Raw genomic sequence first — 20,745 nt, 5'->3', positions numbered from 1 at the left:
CAGCTCTATTTTGATGTGCAATGGTTGTAGTTGTCACCCTGCATGCATTTTCCAGCACCAGACTTTACTCAATTCACATATCCCTCTGCGATGAAACCTACTTCTATTGATAATGTTTGACATAGAGTTGTATCTACACTTATTACCCACCAGCTCTTTACACTTTGCGTCAATGCGCCTTGAAGCTTCGCGAAATCGCACGCCCAATCGACTCCATTAATGGATCAATTTTCCGCATGTATGACGGTCCAATGAACGGCCTCGGGGGTATACAGTCAGTTCCAACCTCCTGCCACAAACCAATCAGACTTTTAGTACCTACAACGGCCGCCAGGCCTACCACCTCACTCTCAATTGAGTCTCTGAGTTCGCCTGAGCGCAAAAGCGGCTCGTCTTCGCTGTAACCCCGGCGAACGCGATCGGCTTTGGTAGATTCAGCCAGCGGTGCCCAGGCATCAAAAGGCCCGTAAGCGGGCTGGTACACACCGATTTCTTCCTTTGCCGTCTCCTCAATCTCTTTCACGATGACGCGGAAGCTAACCTCCAGCCCGGTGGCTATACTGGCTGACGCAGATGACATCTCGCGCGCAAATTGCTCAAGATCCATTACTTACCCTCCTCCCACCTGCGCGTGTTCCAGTTATAGGTGCCACCTTCAAGCTCGCCGATGACCACACCCATCGCGATGCGCTCATGGGGCATAAGTGCTGTCAGGCCCGGAAAAATAATGCTGAACGGAACCCCGGCTTTCATCAGCCAGCACTGGTTTATAAAACCGGGGTTCTGCGCTAGTTTTTTGCGGCGGTCGCCGTGGCCTCATCGTCCTCGTCTTTCGCCCTGGCGCGCAGGCTGGCACTGACCGCTTTCAACCCGCTTTTGCCCAGGATAGCGAGCATGCTTTCAATCTGCTTCGGGTTCTGTGGTATCGGGTATTCCTCGCCGTCGATATCAGCCACCGCCGCCGCCGGAAAGGCATACATGTTCATGTACATCACGTTGATAGCCATTTCCGGGCCAACCGCAACCGTCAGGCGGGATTCCTGCACCGGGTCCAGCTCACGCAGGGAGATCACGCGCCCGCTGGCATCCCGGACCTGGTCGGATTTGACCGCAGACTCTGCCACGGCGGGCGGGGTCTCATGCACTCTGACCTGCACCATTGTTTATTCCTCAGTTCACTTTTTTACGGCGGTTCGCCGTCCATGACAGGGTCTGATTCACTGTCTTCTCGCCCTGCTTGTTACCGGCATCGGTAAGATGAAACGACACGCCTTCGTAGCGGTACACGCTGATGGTGCCGTTTGCCTCAGTGATGGTTTCGGTGATGGTGCCGCGGGGCTGATCGATGCCGTTGTAGTAGTTGTCTTCCCACCTGGCCCAGAAGTCATCAAGCGTGGCATCCATGCGTTCAGCGGCGATGGTGCCATTCCAGCCGACGGGGATCTGCAGTTCGTCAGTAATGCCATTGAGCGGTGTGATTTTATGGGTGGAAACCTGTGGCTTTGAGTCAAAGCTTATGATTTTGGGAATACGCAGTTTTCCCGTCGGCGTGTTGATATCGACAGCGATATCACGCCCGACGGTATAGCCAAGGGTTGGCATGGTTTATCTCCGGAGTAATGAGTCAGTCAGTGTTCAGCGCGACAAGCTGTCTGAGACGGAAATGGACACGCTGCCTCCCCCTTCGAGGTTCACCAGGAAGTAGCGCACCACATTGAGATATTTCACCTGCACATCCGCTGTCATATAGCCCAGCGCCACGCGTGCATCCGGGTTATTCGCCGAATCGAGGCGTACAGCAAAGGCCGGTCCGCCATTCGGATCGCCAATCATCTTCAGCGTCTCCAGATTCGACAGGAAAGACTCCAGCGTGCTTCTGGTTTCACGGCACAGGTCCGTGGTCTGGTTGTCACCTACTACGCTGCCGAAACTTGCCGCAATGGTCATCGACAGGAAGTTGGTCATGCGGGTATAGGTGTCATCGTTCTGGGTCGGATTCGATGAGGTATTACGCCCGGAGCGCATGCCGAAGTAACTGCCGCCCGGACAGGGACTGGTGATGACATCAAGGCGGGCTGAGTTGATCGCCCCGATTTCCGGTACGGAGTAAGGACGCCCTGCCAGCTGCCGCTCGGTGGCGATGATGCCGGGGATGCGTTTGTTAAGTGTGGAGATATGTGGTGACCGGGAGGCAATATTGGCCGCTTCAAACGTGGCGGGCGCAATCATTCGGTTTATGCCGTTTGCCGTATCCTTCCAGTAGGGCCAGTCACCCACAATCAGCTTGAAATGCCAGTCGTCCACCCCAGAGCTGTTGAGTGCTTCGGACACCGCCCTGCATCCGGCGGAGGCCGGGCCCTGGGCAATGGCATAGGCACCCTCGGAGCGCGCAAACGCCGCCATGGCAGGCCAGCAGGTTTTATCAGTCACATCGGTAAGATTGATGACCTGCGAATTTGTGCCACGCAGGGCATACATGCCTTTCCGGGGAGCATCAGTGCCATCCTTGCCCAGGAGCGTGGTATCCGTGATGCCGGTTTCGCCGTCGGTGCCGCCGCTGAGGGTGACCTCTTTCACCGCAACCTGTGCTGGCGCTTCAGTTTCGGCAACGTTCGCGCGCACCAGCTGGCTGGGACCGCGGATATTCATCTGGCCGTGATTCACCGCCTCCGCCATCGCTTTCCAGAGTACATCCCCTTCACCCTTCAGATTATCGAAAACTTCCGCACTCACACCCGGCAGACTGACCGTGAGCTTGCGTGTATTCACGGCGGTGCCCGGGCTGATGCCTGCGCTGATATGATTACCGCGCGTGCCGCTGTAGAGTGCGGTCAGCCGCAGACCTGATTTGCTGGCATTTTCACAGAGCTGCCCACTGGCAGCCTTGTCCTGACCGTTTGTCACGCGAACACAGTTCAGGTTTGCGGCACCGAGTTGCAGCGAAATCGCCGCCGCCGTGGCAAGGTCATACTGACGGACTCTGGGGGTGCCAAGAAAAAATGCCATATCGTTATCTGACGTGATACGAAAAGCGCTGTTTACCGGCCCCCAGCTGGCAACACCCACCAGCCCCAGCCCGTCGGTGGGCACACCGTTAATATAACGGGCCCGGGGCGGAACAACCTGAACGTAAAGGTCCGGTGCCGTGAGTGCAGACGTGTTGAGGTCGCCGGTTGAATAAATCGGCATGAGAGAGACTCCGTAAACTTAAGCGTATGATGAAAAAGCAGGTTTACTGCGTGACCGGGTGCCCGTTCAGGGTGACTGCAATCTCGGTCACTTCAGGTGCGCTGATGGTCTGGGTGGTGGCGAAATTCACGCTGAAGATCAGGTCACGCCGGTAGACATGCCAGTTCTCTGACCTGTCCGAATCAAACTGACGCGTATAAAGGAGCTGCGCGGGGGCGCCGTCGTCAAGGTCGATATGGCACTGTTCAGAGAGTGCCGCATCAATGGCACTGCCGATGCGGTCTCTGAGCCCGGGCGCAGGTGCCCAGATAGTGATCTGGAAATCCTTTATCTGCCTGCGCAGTTCCCTGACAGCCGTTCCGGCAGTCGTAACAGAGAGGCTGAGTTGTGTCACCAGCATGATGCAGAGGCTGCTGCCTATAGTGAATGACCCGGGCAGTCTGACAGAGAGAACATAAAGCGCCTTTTCCGCTTTAGTGCCTGCCCGGAAGTGGAAGGTGTACGTTTTCCCGTTAAGAACTATCTGCACGTTAGTCAGTGCGGACGCCACACCGGCGACGCCTATCGTGGTGCCGTTCACTGTAAACTGCAGCGTGGGTTTTCCCTTCGCCAGAGTGAGGTAAGGCCTGCCCAGCGCCGTGCTGATTTTACGCTCTGATGGCAGCGGCCAGACGGAGACATGCACGCCTCCCTTCTCAATATCCTGCTGCAGTGTGCCCGGCACCGGCCAGCCCGGATAAATTTTCACGGAGTTATTTACGATGCCCGGTAACTGGCTGCCGCCCGGATAAACTACGTCTGCAACACGACGGGCAAGATAACGGGCAACATCATCGGTACTTGCCATGTTACACCGTCACCTGAAGCGCCGTCAGACGCCAGCCCATGTCTGTGAGTTCCGTGCCGCTGACGACATAACGCTGCCCGGCTTCATCCGTCACAAAATCCCCGGCATGAAGAGACAGACCTCTGAATGCAGGCATGAGAATATTGTGCCAGGCACTGCGCGCCTCACCCGGCAACTTAAGTGGGCTGTGCTCTCCGCCACGGCTGAGCAGAATACTGGCGGGCCAGCCTGAAATAATAATCTTTTCATTCACAGCTTTGGTGCCACTGTATTCCTGAAGCCCGGCCTCGGAACCTTCCGGAGCCGTCCGCCGGATGCTGACGAGCCGGTCAGTCCTGACACACAGTATGGGCTGTAACAGTGGCATAGCTGCAACGTAAAATGTCCCCTCACCGGACACCAGCATATCGCCGGTCTCAAACCCTTCCGCATCAAAAATACCAATACGGGTAGCCTGCCCAAACCGGACTGCCCGCGCATAGTGGTAATCAGTGGCAAATGAGGCCGACAGCTCCCGCAGCGGCTGGGCATCCAGCGGACTGAACGGTGATACTGCCCGGTAATGACGGGCAGTACTGCCCAGGCGTTTCGCGGCCTTCCCGTTACCCTGGTTCACCTTCGCCGCCAGCTGCTGTGCGTCCATGTCAGCACCGGGTCACAGGTGTGGTGCCATTGCTCAGCGACGGACCCGGCGGGATACCAAGGAGTCCGCAGAGCTGGCGACGCCACTGATTATAGAGTCGCGTTCGGTCTGACACTTCTGACCGGTTGCGCTGCCAGACAGCCGCTTTATCCGTATCAAGGTTGTCTGCAGCATGGGTAATCCCCCATTCCAGACTGGCCAGTGTCGTCAGATAGTTCGCCACAATGGCTTCCTCCTCAGCCCGCAGCGACGTCAGCCGGTGAGCCAGCGTCTGGAACCGGCCTGAGGTGGCCTGTGCGTAAGCCGCATCACTGCGATCGTCAGGAGACGTGTCGCCGGTCATGGGATAGCCCATATAGCGACGTGCATCTACCTGCTGCTGGGGAGTCAGCATGTATGACCTCATCTGAAAGGGTTTTGGCTGAAATGGCTAAGCAGGACTAACCCAGGAGCAGGGCAGTATGCTGAGGTTTGATGTTCTGACAGCCCCAGGCCGCGGCGATTTCGTAGCGAACGCGGCGGTACTGTTTGTACATTGAGACTTCGAACGACATGTTGGTGCGCGGATCGGTGATCATCATGCGGTCATCCGCCATGTCGCCTTCTTCCGGCAGCGCCGGGGCGCGTGTGGCCAGGATGATGGCAGAGCGGCTGAAGGCGAAGTTGGCGGTAAATTTACCGACGACTTTAAGCTCAGCACCTTTCAGAATGTCTTCGCGCAGGCCCGGAGCAAAAATGTGGACACCTTTGTCCGCATCCACACGGGCAATGATGTATTTCTGGCTGCCTGCGATGATCACATCACCGGGGGAAATCTGTCCTGCTGGAATCGCGACCGGGATATAATGTGACCCGACAGCAATTTTTTCATCTCCGCCGAGTTTATACGCAGTCCCAGCCGGGCCATTCAGCGATGCCACACCTGCCGACTCACGCAGGGTAAAGCCATGCAGTTCGAGCAGCGTGCCCTGCGCACGTAATGCCGTGGTGCCTGCCTCATTGGCTTTAGTCAGCTGCGCCATAGTGCGCAGTGCGGCACCGGCTGTGGTGTCGATAACGCACTGCAGATCGCTCAATGGTGCGCCATTGTCAGTGAGGATTTTACGCACCTGCGCAGTATCAGTAAGCGTATCCTTAAACGGCGTTTTGCCTGCTTCACCGGCTGCACGAGATGCGCGACGAAACAGCTGCCCCAGGTCAGATTCAATTTCATTGACCAGCGTGCGCATCGCCTGCGTAACCTGGTCACGGCGGATACCATGATAACCCGGGCCGGATTTAATCCCCTTCTGCTGTTCGCCTTCCCAGCGGAACGGCACCATACGCGATTTGGTAATGGTCATGGGTACATTGCCAATATCCTGGTCACCGTCGTCCGGAGGCAGCTGACCGGGCTTCACATCCTCAGCCTTAGCGGCAGGCGTCACGGGAATGCGGACAGGCTGGTTCAGGGCCGCACGTTCCGCCGTGGCGTCCAGGGTGATGGAGGGAATGAACCCGCAGAGTTCACGGGACACAATGTCCAGCGACTGATACAGGTCAGGAATGAGTTGAGTCAGGGTATTAGACATGCAGGGTTATCCTGTTAATCGTTAATCTGTACACCCGCACAGGCGCGTTCGCTCTGCTCCTGAGGGCTGAGGGATTCGAACTGTGCACGGGTAAGTGTGTTTGAGCTGCTGTTGCCATTTCCGCCGGAGGAGCCGCCGCCTGATGCGCCGGTGCCTTTGAGGATCTGGTCTTTATACGGATAGTGCTCAACGAGAATGCTCAGCGCTTCATCAAACCCCGCTGCTTCACCGGGTCTGACCGCACTGAAGATTTTGTTTCCGTCGCGATCAAACGCCGTGACGGCGTCACCGACGACCTGAAAGTTGCTGCCGAAACGGGCTTCCACCAGGTCAGCCGGAATACTCATCTTCTCGGCGATGAAGTTTGAACGGGCAAAACTGCCGCCAATTTTCTCCGCCGTGAGCTTCTGGCTCAGGTCGTCGCGTTCTTTCACGATGGGCGCATACTTCTCTTCCAGTGCGCGGACAGCTTCAGTGCGGACCTTTTCGACTTCACCGGCATCAACCAGCGTCTTGTCTTCCAGGTTCTTCATGGTCTCCAGTGCTGCCAGCGCAGCAGCCGGATCATCGATTCCTTCAAAAGTCTTCAGCAGCGTTTCCGCACTCTCCGCGCGCTCACGGTGTGATTTTGCCTCACCGTTGAGACGCGTGATGGTCTGCAGGGTGCCGGGAGCATCAAACACCAGCTCTTTTCCGTCATCCTGTACATAGACAGGCTTGCCATCGTTTACGACCACCTGGCCGTTCTCATCGAGTTTCAGTTTCATCAGGGTCATCCAACCGGTTATGAGCCATCCGGCCCGTGGCGCCGCGCTGCATCCGCAGCGGCCGGCAATAATAAAGGCCCCTGCATCTGCACGGGCCCGGATAGAACTAAACTGGCGGTGTGGTGACCGGCTTAACTGGCAATAGAGGCGGCATGGCGCGTATCCGCGCCTGCTCTTCCGACCAGCGAAGTTCGCTGTTGATGAGGCCTCGGCGCTGTATCTCATTGAACAGCGTCTCGTCTGAAAGCGCCCGCGTTTTATACATGTCCACCAGGAAGTCAGTTGACGCTTCAGCCAGGGTAGTGGCACCAAAATCGCTGAAGATGGTGACGTGTCCGCCTTCGGGCTCACCCGTCCACTCTGCCAGGTACCGCAGAGCAAGCCGCGCTGCATCGGTGAGGTCGCAGACCATGCGCTGCAGGGCGCTGGTGCTCGCCTCGTTGTCGGTCAGCGTCTGCACCACGGTGCGGTGTCCGGGTTTTACCACCAGCAGTTCTGCCCCCACCTGGCGCATCTTTTCCTCAAGGTCGAGGATGTCTGTGCGACCAGCTTCGATAGCTTTCCCGCTGTGCTCGACATAGCGCAGGTCCGCCTCATCTTCGTCCGACATGATTGCCGATGCCGCACCCACTGAAATGGGACCATCACCGAGCTTTTTGCCGAACAGCACCGGTACGCGGGCGACATGCAGGATGGTCTGCTGATCACTGCGGGACTGCCAGTGTTCGACGTTGAGCCAGGCCAGTTCAGCCAGCGGCGGCCGGCCGTTCATAAAGCCGCGTTTGTCGCCGTAGACCGGGACGAAAGTGATTTTCTTCAGGCTGGTGGTGCCTTCGTCATGCAGCTGCCATGACAGTACACCGGTTATGGCATCAGGCTTTTCGCGGTAAACCCGCCAGCGGCCGGGAGTCAGTACCCTGACCTGCTCAATGTCTCTGACAATAAATTCATTTTCCGGGTCACGTTCACTCACCACCTCAACAAACCGGAGCATGGTGAATGTCTCCTGCCCGTTGACCCGTTCTGAGTCGTAGTCCAGCAGGCTGGTGGCATTCACCCTGACGAAATAAGGCCGTAGCCCGCGCTGGCGCTCTTCAGCCAGAGAGCGCTGTTTATCCGCAGGTGGATGTTCGACAAGGATGCCGCAGAGGCCATAGGCCATCGCCTCTTCAAAGGTGTCAGCCAGAAAGGAGTGCAGATTGGTGCCCTGCAGGTCCACGTCCCCGAACATCTCACGTATGCGTGCAGGCACAGCTTCTTCATTCCATGTCACCGGTCGGGAAAAGGGTTTACCACTGAGTACCTCCACCGTGCGGGAGAACGCCGGGAACAGCGTCGCCACCGAAAGCCGGTTCTGATAAAACGCCTCTTCTTCACTGGGCCATTTAGGCAGATACGTTTTGCCCGCAGCACGCATGGCGGCCGTGCCGCCCAGCAGCGTGCTGATCATGGGCCAGCATCCGGCCATCGACTCGATTTTGGGCGATCGCTTCCGGACGTCGTTGCTCATGATGAAGTTCAGTTATGCTGTAAAGGGACGCACTGTCGTGCCTTTCGGCTGGAACAGTTCGGTTATGGCCCAGACCAGCGCATCCAGCCGGTCAGGTGATTTCTTCGCGGCAGCGGGCACATATTCCAGCAGCTGGTTTTCGAGCTGGTAGAGGTTGCCGCGGTGCGCCACCCGCCCCTGCTCGTAAAGCGCGGAGATGGGCTCTGCCCGGGCAAATTTGCCCCTGCTGGCATGGACGCGGACGATGCGCCCGCGAAAGCCCGCATTGCGCAGGGTATCTTCGGCCATATCACCGCCCTGGTTGGTTTCAATGACGATGGCTTCAGCGTGGTGCTCCTCATACGCTCTGATGGCGCGCTTCGCCCAGCCGTTGGGCGAGTACTTCCCGGAGTAATCGGCATCTGCAGAGAACAGCCGGTCATTGCCGCGCCCGTAACTGCTCGCCACGACAATACCGGTTTCGTCACTCTCTTCGCTGTTCGTCGCCTGCGGGTCGATGGCAACGACCGTCCGCGACGGCTGCAGGGTGATATCCAGCGCACGCGCACAGGACACCATCGCTTCGGTCCAGAGTGCGCCATCAGCATTAAACCGGCGGGGCCGCTGCATGTACTGCGCTTCCGCGGTACGCCGGTGTGAAAACAGCGAGACGCGATGCGATTCGTTGTGCTTGTAAGGCCAGAGCCAGCCGTCAGGCAGACCATGATCGATGGGGATCGCGTGCGTGTTTTCCGGGTACACCAGCGAATACGGTTCGCTGTTATCAATCAGCACCGGCAGGTTCAGGTGGTGCCACTGTTCGCCGCTGCCACCACGCAGCAGGTATCCGCTGAGATCGTGGTAGTGAATGCGCTGCATGATGACTACGATGGGCGTGGTCTCAATAGCCAGACGGGAACGAATGGTTTCGTTGAAGCGGGTGTTGACCCCGACGCGTATGGTTTCGCTGTAGGCGTCGTCAGGTTTGACCGGGTCGTCAATGATCAGACTGCCCTGCCACCCCGGCTCCATGTGTCCGGCACGAAAGCCGGTAACCTGCCCCGCAGCGGACGAGGCATACACCCCGCCGCCGTGTTCGGTCCACCACATGGCTTTACTGTCGGCATCATCGCGCAGCGCCATCGGCCACATGGCCTGAAAGGCAGCAGACTTCACGATGCTGCGCGTGGTTGACGAGTTCAGTAATGCCAGGTTGTGGGAATACGACAGGTGCATGAAGCGTGCACGGCGGTTCAGCGCCAGCCCGCGGCCCATCATGTTGATGGTGGCCAGTTCCGTTTTAGTGTAGCCCGGAGGCACATTGATGATGAGTCGCCGGATGTCGCCATCAATCACCCGGTCCAGCGTCCGCTGAATCACCTGATGATGAGGCGCGACAATCATTCTGCTGCCAGTGCGCTGCTTAAAGAAATAGCGGGCAAAGTACATCCCGTCTTCTTCACACTCTATACGGCGAGCAGCGGTCTTAAAGTCAGCAGTCGTCATCCTCCAGCATTTCCCGGCGCGCCTGCCGGTATTCCTCGCGTGTAAGCAGTGCAACCTCGAGCGGGCCGCCGTCTTTGCCTGTCAGTGATGTCGCAGCCTGTTCGCGGAATGCCTGCACGGAAATGTGTTTACCGAGCAATTCCAGATTTCTGACTTTGTCCGGCCACTTAATCTTTTTCAGGATGCCGACCATCTCGCGCTCTTCACCGCGACCTTCAAACATCTCAGCCAGATCGAATCCGCTCAGATACCGACGCCATGATGAAGGCCATTGCGATACAGGTTTGATGCGCATGTCATCTGTCATGATGTCGATCACGTCCATCTGGTCTATCTCAAACAATCGCTTCAGAACATAATCAGCATCAACATCAACCCGATCATTGCGTCTGGCTTTTAGTTCAGCGATTCTTATCTGGACGCTAACATTTGCTAATAGACGGGCACCCTGTTCATTCGCAGTTTTTGGACTATACCCAGCTCGAATAGCAGCCTGCGTTGCGTTCAAATCGACGAGGTACTCTCGACAGAACATTTCTTGTTTGTCAGTGAGTGCCATAACTTTATGTGCTCAATGGAGGTGATGTGAGTAAGTATTCAGATCTGGAAGAGTATCTAAACAAGGATGAGTCGTTTTATTTTTACCCAACTAATATTGAAATAATGGGCGACTTTAGAATTTGGTGCAGCCTTCCTGGGACTTGTGACCTAACCCTGTCAGATGTCACTGTCAAAAGTAAATCCATGATTTTGATAGAATATAATGATGAAGACGATGATAGACCTGCTGAAGTTAGCCTATTCGAGGCTGACAGTACTATCGCATCAATGGTCAGTTTCTTACGAAATATGGATTCGGTTTATCACGAGACTATCTATAGAGCCGTTTTCGAGTGGGCAATAAGGGCTTTTTTTGTGTCCGCTAGATAATGCTGATAACAATACATACTATATTTGAAATATCAGGGGCACTAAGTATCTATCCTTAAACTCAACTGAATAAAAAACCGCCCGGAGGCGGCTTAATCAATGTGACTGTTTTTCGAGAGATTCAGCTATGCGACGCAGGTATTCATTGTTTTTAAATGAAACCATAATGCATTCAAAAAATATCCTTGCGAAAAGAGCCATTATCAGTAGCAGTAAACCGGCAGCATTGAATCCTCTTGTAAAGAAGGTCAAAACAGCAGCAACAGCAAGCAGAGCAACAGTGATAATGTAAAGGGCGCTAATGATTCGTGGGGTTATTAATTTGTCGAATCCAAACATTTGGCAATCTTCCTGATTGAAAAGAAGAATAATCTTAATGTTTCGAAATCAATTCTTCAAGAGTTATCATCGGGCGCACTCGCAAATGCGCCCTGTGATGAAGCAGCTGCGGTTAGTAAGCTTTTTCGGCTAACCAATCTGCTGCAGATCGCATCTTTTTGATTGCTTCAGTTTTAGCCAGCTTTTCTAACTCAGCTAAAGTGGTTTCCACCTCATAAGGCAACTTCAGGTACAAAGACACGTTTTCACCACCCGAGTCAGGGTCGGTGTAAATCGTCACCTCAGCATAGACAGACTCTCCATTAACTCGGGTAAAACTTCCAATCTCAATTTCCATGATTCACTCAGGCAAGAAACATTTACAGAAGATAATGCATTACTGCGAGTTAAGCTGGAACTTAAATATGCGCAATAATCTCAGATACTGCTTACTGATGTGCTACTGCAGCACGAATCTTTACTTTTCTGCGACTGTAATTCGCTCTCTGAGTGTGAAATGATGCTGTTGAGCGGCGCAAGTATGACCGGTGGTCAATTTTTCATAAGCTGTCGCCGCTGCAATCAGGCGAAATAAAAAATGCAACTGATAGTGCTTACTTGCTACTCATAGAAAATCACTTTTTGCTGAACTCAACACTATCTGTCGTGCAATCAAGCATGCCAAAGTATTCCCCGTTAGCTGACTGGCCGTTACGCTTAGTAAAAGGCACTAACCAGATATCGTTCCCGAATGTCATCTGTCCATAGTCGATCAGAATCCCATTATTTTGAGCGGCGTCCTGAACGTCAGAGAAACTTTTCCATTCAGCCTGATCTCCGGTCTTAGCCCGAATAACCTTAGTCATGATGGTCTGATAATCATAATGTCTGCAGGCTTCAGCCTGGGCAGCATCAACTTTTGAAGGTCTGATCGATACTATCAACAGAATCATTACAGCAAAAGCCAGCACTGCCAGAACTGTAATGGCGATGACTAAAGTTTTGACTACCTTTTTCATATGATCCTCATCCTGAGCTATTTATATGAGAATCATACCTGATGCTCCTTGGAATGCTCACGTTGCCTTGCACGACGTGTGCACTGCATTACTCAGCGATACATAATCGCCAGTGCTTTCACATCGTCCTTTGCGGCTTCGCCCAGCAGAGCAACGCCACTTTCAACAAACGCCAGCGCAGCTTCAAAATCATGAACGCCCACTTTGACTTCAGCTGATGGGGCCTGAGCTGCTACGGCAGAGAATTCGGACTGTTCAACGACTTCGTCATTCATTGATTCTGACATTTCAGAATTCTCTTCTTCAGGAGGGATAAGCAGGTCCTCAGCCCAGCATATTCATTTCTGCCGTTCCCGTTCGATTTGCCGGATGCCGGCTTTGTCGTGGTTGCACTGCTCCAGAGCGTTAAGCAGGCGCTCATTCAGCTCCAGGCTGTCTCCCCAGGTCAACGGGTCAGGAATCAAAGGCACAGCGCAGTCAGCCAGCAGACTCACCGGGATGGGCACTGGCGGCACCGGTACGTACTTTGTCCCGGTGCGCACGCAACTGGTCAGCAGCAGGATGAGGCACAGGTTCAGTAGCACAGCTGTTACCCTTGACCAGCTTGCGAATAACCACCACTCTGCGCTCGCTCTCTGCATTACTGACGTGATTCGCATTGTGGGTTGCCTGTGCAATGTCGCTGAAGAGTACTGTTGCCCTGAGGACGTTATTCGCAATCATCTCAGCTGAAGTTTTTTCCTGCGCAAGCTGCCTGTTCTGCTGAATGAGCACGGCTTTCGATAAGGACTGAAGTTTCAGGGTGACGCTCAGCGCCATGACAAGAATAAGCAGAGCCGTGATGGTCACAGCACCCCACTTAATCCTGCTAAATGTCATCGCTGCTCTTCGCCATGCAAAGTGCACGTTCAGTTTCGCGGCGTTTCATCAGCCCTCTCCACTTTCTGCCGCCCGCAAAGACCCAGCGGCGCATTTCACTGCACGCACCCGTATTGTCGCCTGCGTTGAGCTTTTTCAGAAGGGAAGATCGGGAAAAAGCGTCAGTACCGGTGTTAAAGCTAAAGCTGTAGAGTGCAGCGCGCTGGTAATCGCTGAGGGGGACAGTGACCAGACTGTCAACAGCTGCCTGAACGGGTTTCAGGTCTTCGCGCAGAAGAGCATCACATTCCCTGGCGGTGTAGGTTTTATTTCTGACAATATCGGGGCCGGTGTGACCATCGCAGACGGTGAGCACACCGGCGACATCCCGATATGGAACATAACGACGCCCTTCCAGACCATCCGGACCGTCCAGCAGTATCATTGCCAGAGTCAGCGCCCCTCCACCAGCTGCAGCCAGAAGTCTGTTACGCAGCACGACGGAGATGGCCATGAATTAATTCGCCTTGTCCTGGCAGGTGCAGCGCAGTGCCCTGATTTCTGCCAGTGTTGCCTTGCGCCGGTAATACCCGTTGATGATGCAGGTGATAGTCGCGAGGCTTATGCCGGCCAGAACGCCCACCGCACTCCACTCTTCCGGGCTGAAAAAGGTCAGGACGCCATGGACAACTTCGCCTGCGGATACGCCGTATGCGATGCCGGTTGTGAGTTTGCTCATCAGGAGTTGCCGCGCAGAAAGGAAGAAAGAGAGCCGGAGCCGGTGGATGAGCAGGATACACTGACGGCATCCGGCCATAAAAAAGCCCTGACAACATGCCAGGGCTGAACAGGAATTTCTTGAGGGTCATTTACCCATCGTTGGAGTCAATCTAACACAAAAAATGGAAAAGTAAATAGCGAGCGATAACATCGTAGATTTAATTATCGCTTGCTACTTAGTGATATGTGTCAGCTGCTTTTCCGCCCAGGCCTCTTCCCGGTGCAGCTCGGCGACCAGAAACTCCAGCAGCTGCTTCACGCTCTTGTTCCACGTATCCAGCGTAACAGCCTGCGTGACCTGACACACCGCCCTGAACACAACAGCGGAAGGGATACGTTCAAAGCCGCGCCCGGAACACCGCTTACAGGGCTGATAAACCGGCACGCCCTGAAAGCGTGTCATCACACGGTTAAGCGCTTCCCCTCGCCCTTTACAGTCCTTGCAGGCTGCTCGCACGACACCCTTCCCGCTGCATTTGCTGCAGCACTTTCCGTTGCACAGGCCTGTGCCGTGACAGGCATGACATGGCGATTCAGTATCCGGGCTGCGCGCATAATCAAGAAAGGCATAGCCCGCGATGGTCGTGATGATGGCCATACGCTCTTCTTCCGGCAGTTTTGCAAGGGCCGGATACCGGGCTGATGCCTTCATACCGGTCATGGTGAGCAACCGTATGGCACGATCTCTGTCGTAACGACTCAGGTGCATTTTACCGAAGAAGGCGGAGTAACCGAGAGGGGCTCGCTTTTGTGTCATACCCAGTGCAGCCATCACATCGCTGCCGGTCATATCATCAGGTGAACGGGAGGACTGGCGGGTGAAAGGCGAAACGGAGCGCGGTGAATGGTACTTAACAACACTTTCAAGTTTCATCATAGTGACTCTGTGCCGGTAAGAATGCCACCGGCACTATGAGTCGGTTCAGATTCATTTTTCTGAATGCCTGCAGACGCGTTCTCGCGAATGAAAAATGAATTTCTGAACAAATTTTTCCCTGGGCAGCTGGTGTCTGCCCTTCTCCGTCACCCGGCACCACAATTCAATGAGCGCTTCACCAGAATGGTGACGGGGGCTGGCCCCTTTCTTCCACCCGATAAGTGTGGAAGCCACCACATCCAGTTCGTCTGCGATGTCCTGCAGAGAGTAACCGGAACGGCTCAGGTCGGTGAGGATCCGAAACCAGTCGATTTTATGAATATTGATGACAGGCACGCGACTTCCCCTGCTGTTAGAGCCTGAGTAAATCTTTAAGATTCCTGACGCCCAGCTTATTGGCACAGTTTTTCCGGTGCTGATAGACCGTCCGGATTTGGATCCCCAGCAATGAAGAGTGATGCCGGACATCCATTCCGTTCAGAAATCCATCAATAACGGCATGCTCGCGCAGGGTTATTCTGCAGTTTTCTCTTTCAGAACGCTTTCTCTCCAGATAGCGTCTGAGCACAAACGCGATGTATGAAACGGGCATGGATACATCCAGAACAAACTCCATATCACAGACGCGGTTCAGAAGACTCCTTTTCCGGCTATCCAGCAGGTCCTGATTGTCAGTGAAGACCAGAACATTACCGTTGGTTTTTCGCACCAGTGTCAGAAACAAGCTGAACCAGCAGGGAAAAAAGTCATCGTATCCCAGGCACATAACGGCGAGATGATAACGCCCCTGATATCTGGCTGCTGAATGAATACTGAATTTCCGGCTGTCCCTGCACGATAAAACTGTCAGGTTTTTTTTACTGCATGCACTGTCTATGAGGCTGAATAAACCGTAATGCAAAATATTGTTGTCACCGATGACCACAACACAGCGTTCTTTACTATTCATATCCTGTTATCCGTCTCTGGCATTTAAGGCCAAAAAAACTAATCTCACCCTCCTCAAAACGCATATTATTACTACTCACATCCCGCTGCACATTCAATGCAATCGTTTGGCACTGGAGATTCTCAGCCTGACGCATTAAACGTAACCTGCTGAATAAAATGAATTAACATTGAACCAGGATTAGTATTAGGAAAAACTTTCAGACTCCTGTTAGCACCCATTCCTACCCAAAATGAATTCTGACGAGCCTGAATATTAGAAGGAGGATTTATACTTTCATTCAGATACTCACATATCGGTTAAATTGACACCGTGAAAATCACCTTTCAGTCATGAAAAAATAGGGAAGATAATGAGAGGAGTGCTTTTTTCCCACTCACAGAAAGGGAGTATTACATGATGCTACGGGGTATCTCTAAAACCATCCTGATACAAATTGAAAAAGAAAGCGCATATTACTTCAGATGAGATGGCAGGCATGACCGAGGGTGCCGACGCCGAACAATACTGAAACAGCTGACACCATTACGCGTGCAATTCAGTGACTGCGTGATAGCACTATTGACACTATAGCCTGCTCCAATTGTCTTAAATTCGTTGAACAGCAGATGAAATGAAGTCTGGCGACCGCCAGAAGCCGATCAGGATGATCCCGTTGCGTCCTTGAGGCCCATTAGCATTTCCATACCGCTGCGCTGCGCACAAGGACTGAGAAGGTCAATACACATCTCCCTTCAAGTCATCAGAGAGAAAATGCCCCCTGTCGGGATATCTCTGCAGACACCTCACGCAGGGCACTGTACTGTCATCAGCAAAAAGGGATATGAAATGACGATCAATGCCAGGTCAGGTCATCGTAACTGTCGGTTGAGTTCATGGTGAATTCTCCCATAGCACTTCTCTGTAGTGCATCGCGCCTTTTGATTTCGTCGCTGACATCATTGATAGCCAGTTTCAGGGCATCAATCCTGTGTATATCACTTTCTGTTTTAAGAAAACTGTTCAGCTTGTTCAGTATGCCCGGCCATGAGACACGTGTGTTGTCATTAAGTATGGCGAGAGTCGCTTCCCCGATGAGCACATCACGCAGCAATTGCATATCCTGTTCTGTCATGACTGCGGCTGGTCTCCTGTCTCACGACACCGAAAAGATGGCAGTGAAATCACACTCATTTGCTGAACAAAAGCTCAATCAGCGCATGCAACTGCTGTTCTTCTGCATCAGATGAAGCCTTATCAAGACGTACAATCAGCCTTAAGCAGATAGCTTTGCGATTCAGTGTCTGACCTGAACTGAGGATCTCAGCAACAACTGAACCAAGCGTTTCCTGCAGCGGGAGCAGATTTGCACGGCTGAAATAGTCAGCGATATCGCTGTTGGAACCTGTGGTGCTAAGATTCAGTTGCATGACTGACCCCACTGTATGATTCGAAAATAACCTTTTTTGCGAAAATTATACAGAAAACCTGGCTTTGTACAGATATTTCCGTTTCGCTTACAACAGCTACTGACAAGGACAGATGCTGGAGAGTATCCATCCGGGTGGAGTACTGCTACAGCCTGACTGGAGTCTTATCTTGCCCGGGGCAGGTCCGATACCCGCGTTGTGTAGGCAGGCGACAGCATATCCCGCTTCATAGACCAGGATTTCTGAATCCCCTGCCCTGCAAAAAACAGACTGGCCTTACCACTCTGATTAAGTCCATCGACGACCCGCATCAGGGCCTCGCTGTTTGCCTGCGGCTGATATTCGTCAAACAGGCTGAGCTGGGCCACGCCTTGGCTGTAAAAATCGCCCAGCATCACGCCTGCTTTCATGTACCGGTGCCCGTCCACCCATATGCGGTCGAGCGCATCCATAGCGACGCGGATGATATCGCGGGTGTCGTTTGAAGGGGTAAGCAGTTTGCCGATTGCCTGATTACCGTAAAATTCCTCACCGACGGCATGCGGACTGGTCCGGACAAAAACCGCTATCTGCCTGCAGTACTGCCTCTCCTGTCTCAGCTTTTCAGCAGCACGCTCGGCGAATGCGCACACTGCCTGCCGCATATCCATATACTCAGTGATGCGTGAGCCGAACGAGCGCGAGCAGACAATCTGCTGTTTGACAGGTGCAAATTCTTCGAGCGCCAGACAGGGTTCGCCGCGCAGCTCCCTGACGGTACGCTCGAGTACAACATTGAAGTGTTTGCGGATGATCCAGGTGCTCTGTTCGGCGAGGTCTCTGGCTGTGGTGATGCCCATGGCATTGAGTTTTTTACTTATACGCCTGCCTACTCCCCACACTTCTTCAACCGGCACCAGTGCCATCAGCTTTCGCTGCCGGTCAACATTCGACAGATCGACGACGCCACCAGTCTGCTTCCACTTCTTGGCGGCGTGGTTTGCAAGCTTAGCCAGCGTTTTGGTCTGTGCGATGCCCACGCCCACGGTCAGATGCGTGTTACGTTTGATCGTCTCACGCACTTCCCGTCCGAAGTTTTCCAGAACCATGCAGTTGCGCACACCGGTCAGATCCAGGAACGCTTCGTCTATCGAATAGACTTCCACGCTGGGAGCCATCTGCTCCAGCGTTGTCATAACCCGGCTGCTCATATCGGCATTTATGTGGAATGGAAAATCTACACGATTAGTTTGGATTGGAATGGCTGCTATGAGCGAAAAGCAGAATCCATCTTGTCAGTCCAGATAATGCGCAGTTAATGATTTTTAACTTAATACACGAAATTTCCCCTGGGAATTACCTCTTACTGGCACCTGACCTGTGTGCCACATATAACTTTTAATGCGGTCACAGAAAGCGAGCGTGAGTCGCGCGCATCGTGAACAGGACAAAAGGTGCATATACCAGAGCTGATATAGCACCTTATTGATGAGAGACAGGATGTGTAACCTGATAAAAATCATTTATTCTGCGGAAAATGTTTAACGGTAAATTTTATCGTCTCAGCAATACCCGCCTTGAAAATTCTTTTTTGAGCTCAACGCTGTATGGGGCGTTATAAAAGCTTACCTTCTGAAATTTCTCATCGAATTCCTTATTCAGATGTTTATTGACAGGAATTGAGCCAAAAACGTTATGGAGTTCGCTTTGCGTTTTTTCACTGATCAGCCAGTTGACAAACAGAGCAGATGCAGCGGGGTGTGCTGAATTTTTAGCTATTACTACAGCGTTGGCACCGGCAGGCATATCAAACCCGGGTACATAAAATTTTATGCGTGATGTCACTGCACCTGTTTTTTTAAGAGTCAGCAGGTGATCTTCCCACGCAGGTGCCAGAATAAGCTCGCCATCATTGATACGGGTAAGACTGTCTGCCTGCGATTTTGTGAGCGTGATTTTACTTTTATTTTTAATAAACCATTCCCATCCTTTATCCCACTGCTGGAGAACGGCCGGGTCTGCTTTATCAGCTAACTTATGCTCTCCCTGTCCGTGGAGTGTCAGTACTCTCTGTATAAAAGCTTCACCCGCCCCGCCATTTTGCGGATCATTGTATCCAAATAAATTTAGATTGTTGTCGATGAAGCCCTGAAGCTCCTCCAGAGTCTGAGGCAGTTTTTTGTCCTGCATTTGCAGCGGGTCATACGCAAACCCGGTCTGGCTTCCCCAGAATGCAAGGCCATATCCCAGGAAGTCGGTACCATTGACTTGACTATAGCCATTCTGGTATTCAGGAAGCCATGCTACTGGCGAAACGGTATGAGAGTTAAGGACAAGTGGCATCTGGCTCATCGTAAAGCCTACTACATCAAGCTTCCCGGTTTCTTTATTTTTTTCAGCAAGAATTTTATTCAGATTCCCGTCTATGGTCGATTCAGGAATGATTACTTTAATACCGTACTCATGTTCAAATTCTTTTACAAAATTTCGCCATTGTGGCTTGAGATACCAGACATTAAAGTTAACTGTCCCTTCGTTTTTTGCCTGGGAGACAACCTCGCTCCACGTCATTTCTGAAAGCTGCGCTCCCTTTGCCGCGGAAAAATAGAGACAAGTAACCGTTATAACGGTAGTTAAAGTTAAAAAGCGTTTCATATTAACCTCTTCATATTAATATTTGCCAGTTGCCTCAGCCGCATAATTATCCTTCAGCGCTCTTTCAATGATGATCATAAGGAAGATGTTAGGAATGATGAGTATCATTGATACAACTGCTGCGTCTGGTCTTACAAACGTGTATCCAAGGAAAGAATAAAGTATTGTCGGAATGGTAATAAAATCCGGTGAACCCAGTACATATGAAACGGAAAATTCCTCAAGACTCCTGACGAAACACAGTATCAGAGTAGCAAGAATGGCACTCTTCAGAAAAGGCAGATAAGCATTCCTGAATGTTGCCCACCTGTCCGAACCCAGATCGCGGCTGGCGTCAATCATCTCCTGCGGTACAGCCCGGAAACCGGCGGAAAGTATTCTTATTGCATAAGGCAGTGCGAGGACAGTATGTCCCGTAACGATGCTGATAAAAGGATTTTCGATATTGAGCTGAAAGATCATGGCGCTGAAAAATATGCCGATCAACATACCCGGCATAACGAGCGGGATCAGCGTCAGGATTTCAGCTATCCCTTTTCCTCTGAAAGGTATGCGTCCGAAAGCATAAGCAGTAGGAAGAGCCAGTAACAGACTCAGGGGAGCTACTGTTAACGCTATCGAATAACTGTTGAACATAGCGTCAGGAAGCGATGTCGTCTGCCACATATTTACCCATCTTGTGAAAGAGAGGCTGTCCGGAAATATGTCAGGGAAACTCCAGGGATGTGCAGGGTCAACCATCGACCATATTACCGCCATGCCCACGGGCAGCCCAAGCCATATAAAATTAGCAATGAGAAAAAAAGCTACCGAAACTCTCATGACTACACTGGTCTTTTCTGGACTGTTCACGTTCATTTCAGGTCGCCTTTGCATGTCATGAAAGGTGTTATCATTAACTTAACTGCTATACTGAATAAGAGTGAGGTTATCATGATGATCATGGCAATCACGGCAGC

The 20,745-nt window shown here is 52.7% G+C and carries 28 protein-coding genes and 1 pseudogene; 1 reads left to right on the top strand and 28 read right to left on the bottom strand.

What is annotated here, in order from left to right; genetic code table 11:
• Positions 1–169: 169 nt before the first annotated feature.
• From FJW00_RS04085 to FJW00_RS04030, 12 genes are all read right to left on the bottom strand, one after another.
• Complete coding sequence (locus tag FJW00_RS04085) at positions 170–607, bottom strand: phage virion morphogenesis protein (protein ID WP_140923125.1); 438 nt, start codon at positions 605–607, stop codon at positions 170–172.
• A gap of 181 nt (positions 608–788) precedes the next feature.
• Positions 789–1,160, bottom strand: a complete 372-nt coding sequence (locus tag FJW00_RS04080) for a hypothetical protein (RefSeq protein WP_140923124.1) — start codon at positions 1,158–1,160, stop codon at positions 789–791.
• Positions 1,161–1,170: 10 nt separating this feature from the next.
• Positions 1,171–1,602 carry a hypothetical protein gene (locus FJW00_RS04075; protein WP_140923123.1) on the bottom strand — a complete coding sequence of 144 codons (432 nt, stop codon included), beginning with the start codon at positions 1,600–1,602 and terminating at the stop codon, positions 1,171–1,173.
• 33 nt (positions 1,603–1,635) lie between these two features.
• Positions 1,636–3,189, bottom strand: coding sequence for a phage tail protein (locus FJW00_RS04070; RefSeq protein ID WP_140923122.1), 1,554 nt, complete (start codon positions 3,187–3,189; stop codon positions 1,636–1,638).
• Between the two features lie 43 nt (positions 3,190–3,232).
• The gene (locus tag FJW00_RS04065; RefSeq protein WP_140923121.1) at positions 3,233–4,036 is read right to left on the bottom strand and encodes a hypothetical protein; all 804 of its coding nucleotides are present in this window, start codon (positions 4,034–4,036) and stop codon (positions 3,233–3,235) included.
• Position 4,037: 1 nt separating this feature from the next.
• On the bottom strand, positions 4,038–4,679 hold the full coding sequence (locus FJW00_RS04060; protein WP_140923120.1) for a hypothetical protein: 642 nt from the start codon (positions 4,677–4,679) through the stop codon (positions 4,038–4,040).
• 1 nt (position 4,680) lies between these two features.
• Positions 4,681–5,073, bottom strand: coding sequence for a hypothetical protein (locus FJW00_RS04055; protein WP_140923119.1), 393 nt, complete (start codon positions 5,071–5,073; stop codon positions 4,681–4,683).
• A 46-nt stretch (positions 5,074–5,119) separates the two neighbouring features.
• Entirely contained in the window at positions 5,120–6,250 is a 1,131-nt protein-coding gene (locus FJW00_RS04050; protein ID WP_140923118.1) for a major capsid protein, read from the bottom strand.
• A 14-nt stretch (positions 6,251–6,264) separates the two neighbouring features.
• Positions 6,265–7,017, bottom strand: coding sequence for a DUF6651 domain-containing protein (locus FJW00_RS04045; RefSeq protein WP_140923117.1), 753 nt, complete (start codon positions 7,015–7,017; stop codon positions 6,265–6,267).
• Between the two features lie 106 nt (positions 7,018–7,123).
• Positions 7,124–8,527, bottom strand: coding sequence for a DUF4055 domain-containing protein (locus FJW00_RS04040; RefSeq protein WP_258317013.1), 1,404 nt, complete (start codon positions 8,525–8,527; stop codon positions 7,124–7,126).
• A 12-nt stretch (positions 8,528–8,539) separates the two neighbouring features.
• Positions 8,540–10,012: a phage terminase large subunit family protein gene (locus FJW00_RS04035; protein ID WP_140923116.1), complete on the bottom strand. Its 1,473-nt coding sequence runs from the start codon at positions 10,010–10,012 to the stop codon at positions 8,540–8,542.
• Positions 9,999–10,571, bottom strand: a complete 573-nt coding sequence (locus FJW00_RS04030) for a terminase small subunit (protein WP_140923115.1) — start codon at positions 10,569–10,571, stop codon at positions 9,999–10,001. The genes FJW00_RS04035 and FJW00_RS04030 overlap by 14 nt, the downstream gene beginning before the upstream one ends.
• Positions 10,572–10,597: 26 nt before the next feature.
• Here FJW00_RS04030 and FJW00_RS04025 point away from each other — a divergent pair, with 26 nt between their 5' ends.
• Entirely contained in the window at positions 10,598–10,942 is a 345-nt protein-coding gene (locus tag FJW00_RS04025) for a hypothetical protein (RefSeq protein WP_140923114.1), read from the top strand.
• A gap of 96 nt (positions 10,943–11,038) precedes the next feature.
• Here the strand turns inward: FJW00_RS04025 and FJW00_RS04020 are convergent, their stop codons facing one another.
• From FJW00_RS04020 to FJW00_RS03950, 16 genes and pseudogenes are all read right to left on the bottom strand, one after another.
• Entirely contained in the window at positions 11,039–11,281 is a 243-nt protein-coding gene (locus FJW00_RS04020) for a DUF4282 domain-containing protein (RefSeq protein ID WP_140923113.1), read from the bottom strand.
• A gap of 112 nt (positions 11,282–11,393) precedes the next feature.
• Positions 11,394–11,618: a hypothetical protein gene (locus FJW00_RS04015; protein ID WP_140923112.1), complete on the bottom strand. Its 225-nt coding sequence runs from the start codon at positions 11,616–11,618 to the stop codon at positions 11,394–11,396.
• A gap of 277 nt (positions 11,619–11,895) precedes the next feature.
• Positions 11,896–12,279, bottom strand: a complete 384-nt coding sequence (locus FJW00_RS04010; RefSeq protein ID WP_140923111.1) for a hypothetical protein — start codon at positions 12,277–12,279, stop codon at positions 11,896–11,898.
• Between the two features lie 92 nt (positions 12,280–12,371).
• Positions 12,372–12,566, bottom strand: a complete 195-nt coding sequence (locus tag FJW00_RS04005) for a hypothetical protein (protein ID WP_140923110.1) — start codon at positions 12,564–12,566, stop codon at positions 12,372–12,374.
• A 51-nt stretch (positions 12,567–12,617) separates the two neighbouring features.
• A complete protein-coding gene (gene lysC / locus FJW00_RS22795) occupies positions 12,618–12,785 on the bottom strand; it encodes an Rz1-like lysis system protein LysC (protein ID WP_444939629.1) in 168 nt (55 codons plus the stop codon).
• Positions 12,757–13,158 carry a hypothetical protein gene (locus FJW00_RS22275; RefSeq protein WP_219994844.1) on the bottom strand — a complete coding sequence of 134 codons (402 nt, stop codon included), beginning with the start codon at positions 13,156–13,158 and terminating at the stop codon, positions 12,757–12,759. Before FJW00_RS22275 ends, lysC begins: the two co-directional genes overlap by 29 nt.
• A complete protein-coding gene (locus FJW00_RS03995; RefSeq protein WP_140923109.1) occupies positions 13,148–13,651 on the bottom strand; it encodes a lysozyme in 504 nt (167 codons plus the stop codon). The genes FJW00_RS22275 and FJW00_RS03995 overlap by 11 nt, the downstream gene beginning before the upstream one ends.
• A gap of 3 nt (positions 13,652–13,654) precedes the next feature.
• A complete protein-coding gene (locus FJW00_RS03990; protein WP_140923108.1) occupies positions 13,655–13,876 on the bottom strand; it encodes a phage holin in 222 nt (73 codons plus the stop codon).
• Between the two features lie 213 nt (positions 13,877–14,089).
• Complete coding sequence (locus tag FJW00_RS03985; RefSeq protein WP_140923107.1) at positions 14,090–14,794, bottom strand: antitermination protein Q; 705 nt, start codon at positions 14,792–14,794, stop codon at positions 14,090–14,092.
• 51 nt (positions 14,795–14,845) lie between these two features.
• Positions 14,846–15,130, bottom strand: coding sequence for a hypothetical protein (locus FJW00_RS03980; protein ID WP_140029386.1), 285 nt, complete (start codon positions 15,128–15,130; stop codon positions 14,846–14,848).
• Between the two features lie 16 nt (positions 15,131–15,146).
• Positions 15,147–15,743: a helix-turn-helix transcriptional regulator gene (locus FJW00_RS03975; protein WP_140923106.1), complete on the bottom strand. Its 597-nt coding sequence runs from the start codon at positions 15,741–15,743 to the stop codon at positions 15,147–15,149.
• Between the two features lie 835 nt (positions 15,744–16,578).
• Entirely contained in the window at positions 16,579–16,857 is a 279-nt protein-coding gene (locus FJW00_RS03970; RefSeq protein ID WP_010670499.1) for a hypothetical protein, read from the bottom strand.
• A gap of 55 nt (positions 16,858–16,912) precedes the next feature.
• The gene (ycgZ, locus tag FJW00_RS03965) at positions 16,913–17,152 is read right to left on the bottom strand and encodes a regulatory protein YcgZ (RefSeq protein ID WP_140923105.1); all 240 of its coding nucleotides are present in this window, start codon (positions 17,150–17,152) and stop codon (positions 16,913–16,915) included.
• Positions 17,153–17,316: 164 nt separating this feature from the next.
• Positions 17,317–18,360: pseudogene (gene umuC / locus FJW00_RS03960) on the bottom strand (translesion error-prone DNA polymerase V subunit UmuC); the annotation flags it as partial.
• A 325-nt stretch (positions 18,361–18,685) separates the two neighbouring features.
• A complete protein-coding gene (locus tag FJW00_RS03955) occupies positions 18,686–19,786 on the bottom strand; it encodes an ABC transporter substrate-binding protein (RefSeq protein ID WP_140923104.1) in 1,101 nt (366 codons plus the stop codon).
• 15 nt (positions 19,787–19,801) lie between these two features.
• Positions 19,802–20,644, bottom strand: coding sequence for an ABC transporter permease (locus tag FJW00_RS03950; RefSeq protein ID WP_140923103.1), 843 nt, complete (start codon positions 20,642–20,644; stop codon positions 19,802–19,804).
• Positions 20,645–20,745 lie beyond the last annotated feature (101 nt).

This window comes from Pantoea anthophila (assembly GCF_006494375.1).
Lineage (GTDB): Bacteria > Pseudomonadota > Gammaproteobacteria > Enterobacterales > Enterobacteriaceae > Pantoea > Pantoea anthophila.
The sequence above is the reverse complement of the archived record's forward strand: the minus strand, read 5'-3'. Positions and strand labels throughout refer to the sequence as shown.

Coding starts and splice junctions, on each gene's coding strand:
- FJW00_RS04065 (WP_140923121.1), bottom strand. CDS start 4,036: ATGGCAAGTACCGATGATGTTGCCCGTTATCTTGCCCGTCGTGTTGCA.
- FJW00_RS04030 (WP_140923115.1), bottom strand. CDS start 10,571: ATGGCACTCACTGACAAACAAGAAATGTTCTGTCGAGAGTACCTCGTC.
- FJW00_RS04080 (WP_140923124.1), bottom strand. CDS start 1,160: ATGGTGCAGGTCAGAGTGCATGAGACCCCGCCCGCCGTGGCAGAGTCT.
- FJW00_RS04055 (WP_140923119.1), bottom strand. CDS start 5,073: ATGCTGACTCCCCAGCAGCAGGTAGATGCACGTCGCTATATGGGCTAT.
- FJW00_RS04040 (WP_258317013.1), bottom strand. CDS start 8,527: ATGAGCAACGACGTCCGGAAGCGATCGCCCAAAATCGAGTCGATGGCC.
- FJW00_RS03970 (WP_010670499.1), bottom strand. CDS start 16,857: ATGACAGAACAGGATATGCAATTGCTGCGTGATGTGCTCATCGGGGAA.
- FJW00_RS04050 (WP_140923118.1), bottom strand. CDS start 6,250: ATGTCTAATACCCTGACTCAACTCATTCCTGACCTGTATCAGTCGCTG.
- FJW00_RS03985 (WP_140923107.1), bottom strand. CDS start 14,794: ATGATGAAACTTGAAAGTGTTGTTAAGTACCATTCACCGCGCTCCGTT.
- FJW00_RS04010 (WP_140923111.1), bottom strand. CDS start 12,279: ATGAAAAAGGTAGTCAAAACTTTAGTCATCGCCATTACAGTTCTGGCA.
- FJW00_RS04075 (WP_140923123.1), bottom strand. CDS start 1,602: ATGCCAACCCTTGGCTATACCGTCGGGCGTGATATCGCTGTCGATATC.
- FJW00_RS03995 (WP_140923109.1), bottom strand. CDS start 13,651: ATGGCCATCTCCGTCGTGCTGCGTAACAGACTTCTGGCTGCAGCTGGT.
- FJW00_RS04035 (WP_140923116.1), bottom strand. CDS start 10,012: ATGACGACTGCTGACTTTAAGACCGCTGCTCGCCGTATAGAGTGTGAA.
- ycgZ (WP_140923105.1), bottom strand. CDS start 17,152: ATGCAACTGAATCTTAGCACCACAGGTTCCAACAGCGATATCGCTGAC.
- FJW00_RS03955 (WP_140923104.1), bottom strand. CDS start 19,786: ATGAAACGCTTTTTAACTTTAACTACCGTTATAACGGTTACTTGTCTC.
- FJW00_RS04005 (WP_140923110.1), bottom strand. CDS start 12,566: ATGTCAGAATCAATGAATGACGAAGTCGTTGAACAGTCCGAATTCTCT.
- FJW00_RS04085 (WP_140923125.1), bottom strand. CDS start 607: ATGGATCTTGAGCAATTTGCGCGCGAGATGTCATCTGCGTCAGCCAGT.
- FJW00_RS04020 (WP_140923113.1), bottom strand. CDS start 11,281: ATGTTTGGATTCGACAAATTAATAACCCCACGAATCATTAGCGCCCTT.
- FJW00_RS03950 (WP_140923103.1), bottom strand. CDS start 20,644: ATGAACGTGAACAGTCCAGAAAAGACCAGTGTAGTCATGAGAGTTTCG.
- FJW00_RS04060 (WP_140923120.1), bottom strand. CDS start 4,679: ATGGACGCACAGCAGCTGGCGGCGAAGGTGAACCAGGGTAACGGGAAG.
- FJW00_RS04070 (WP_140923122.1), bottom strand. CDS start 3,189: ATGCCGATTTATTCAACCGGCGACCTCAACACGTCTGCACTCACGGCA.
- FJW00_RS03975 (WP_140923106.1), bottom strand. CDS start 15,743: ATGAATAGTAAAGAACGCTGTGTTGTGGTCATCGGTGACAACAATATT.
- FJW00_RS04015 (WP_140923112.1), bottom strand. CDS start 11,618: ATGGAAATTGAGATTGGAAGTTTTACCCGAGTTAATGGAGAGTCTGTC.
- FJW00_RS04045 (WP_140923117.1), bottom strand. CDS start 7,017: ATGAAACTGAAACTCGATGAGAACGGCCAGGTGGTCGTAAACGATGGC.
- FJW00_RS22275 (WP_219994844.1), bottom strand. CDS start 13,158: ATGACATTTAGCAGGATTAAGTGGGGTGCTGTGACCATCACGGCTCTG.
- FJW00_RS03990 (WP_140923108.1), bottom strand. CDS start 13,876: ATGAGCAAACTCACAACCGGCATCGCATACGGCGTATCCGCAGGCGAA.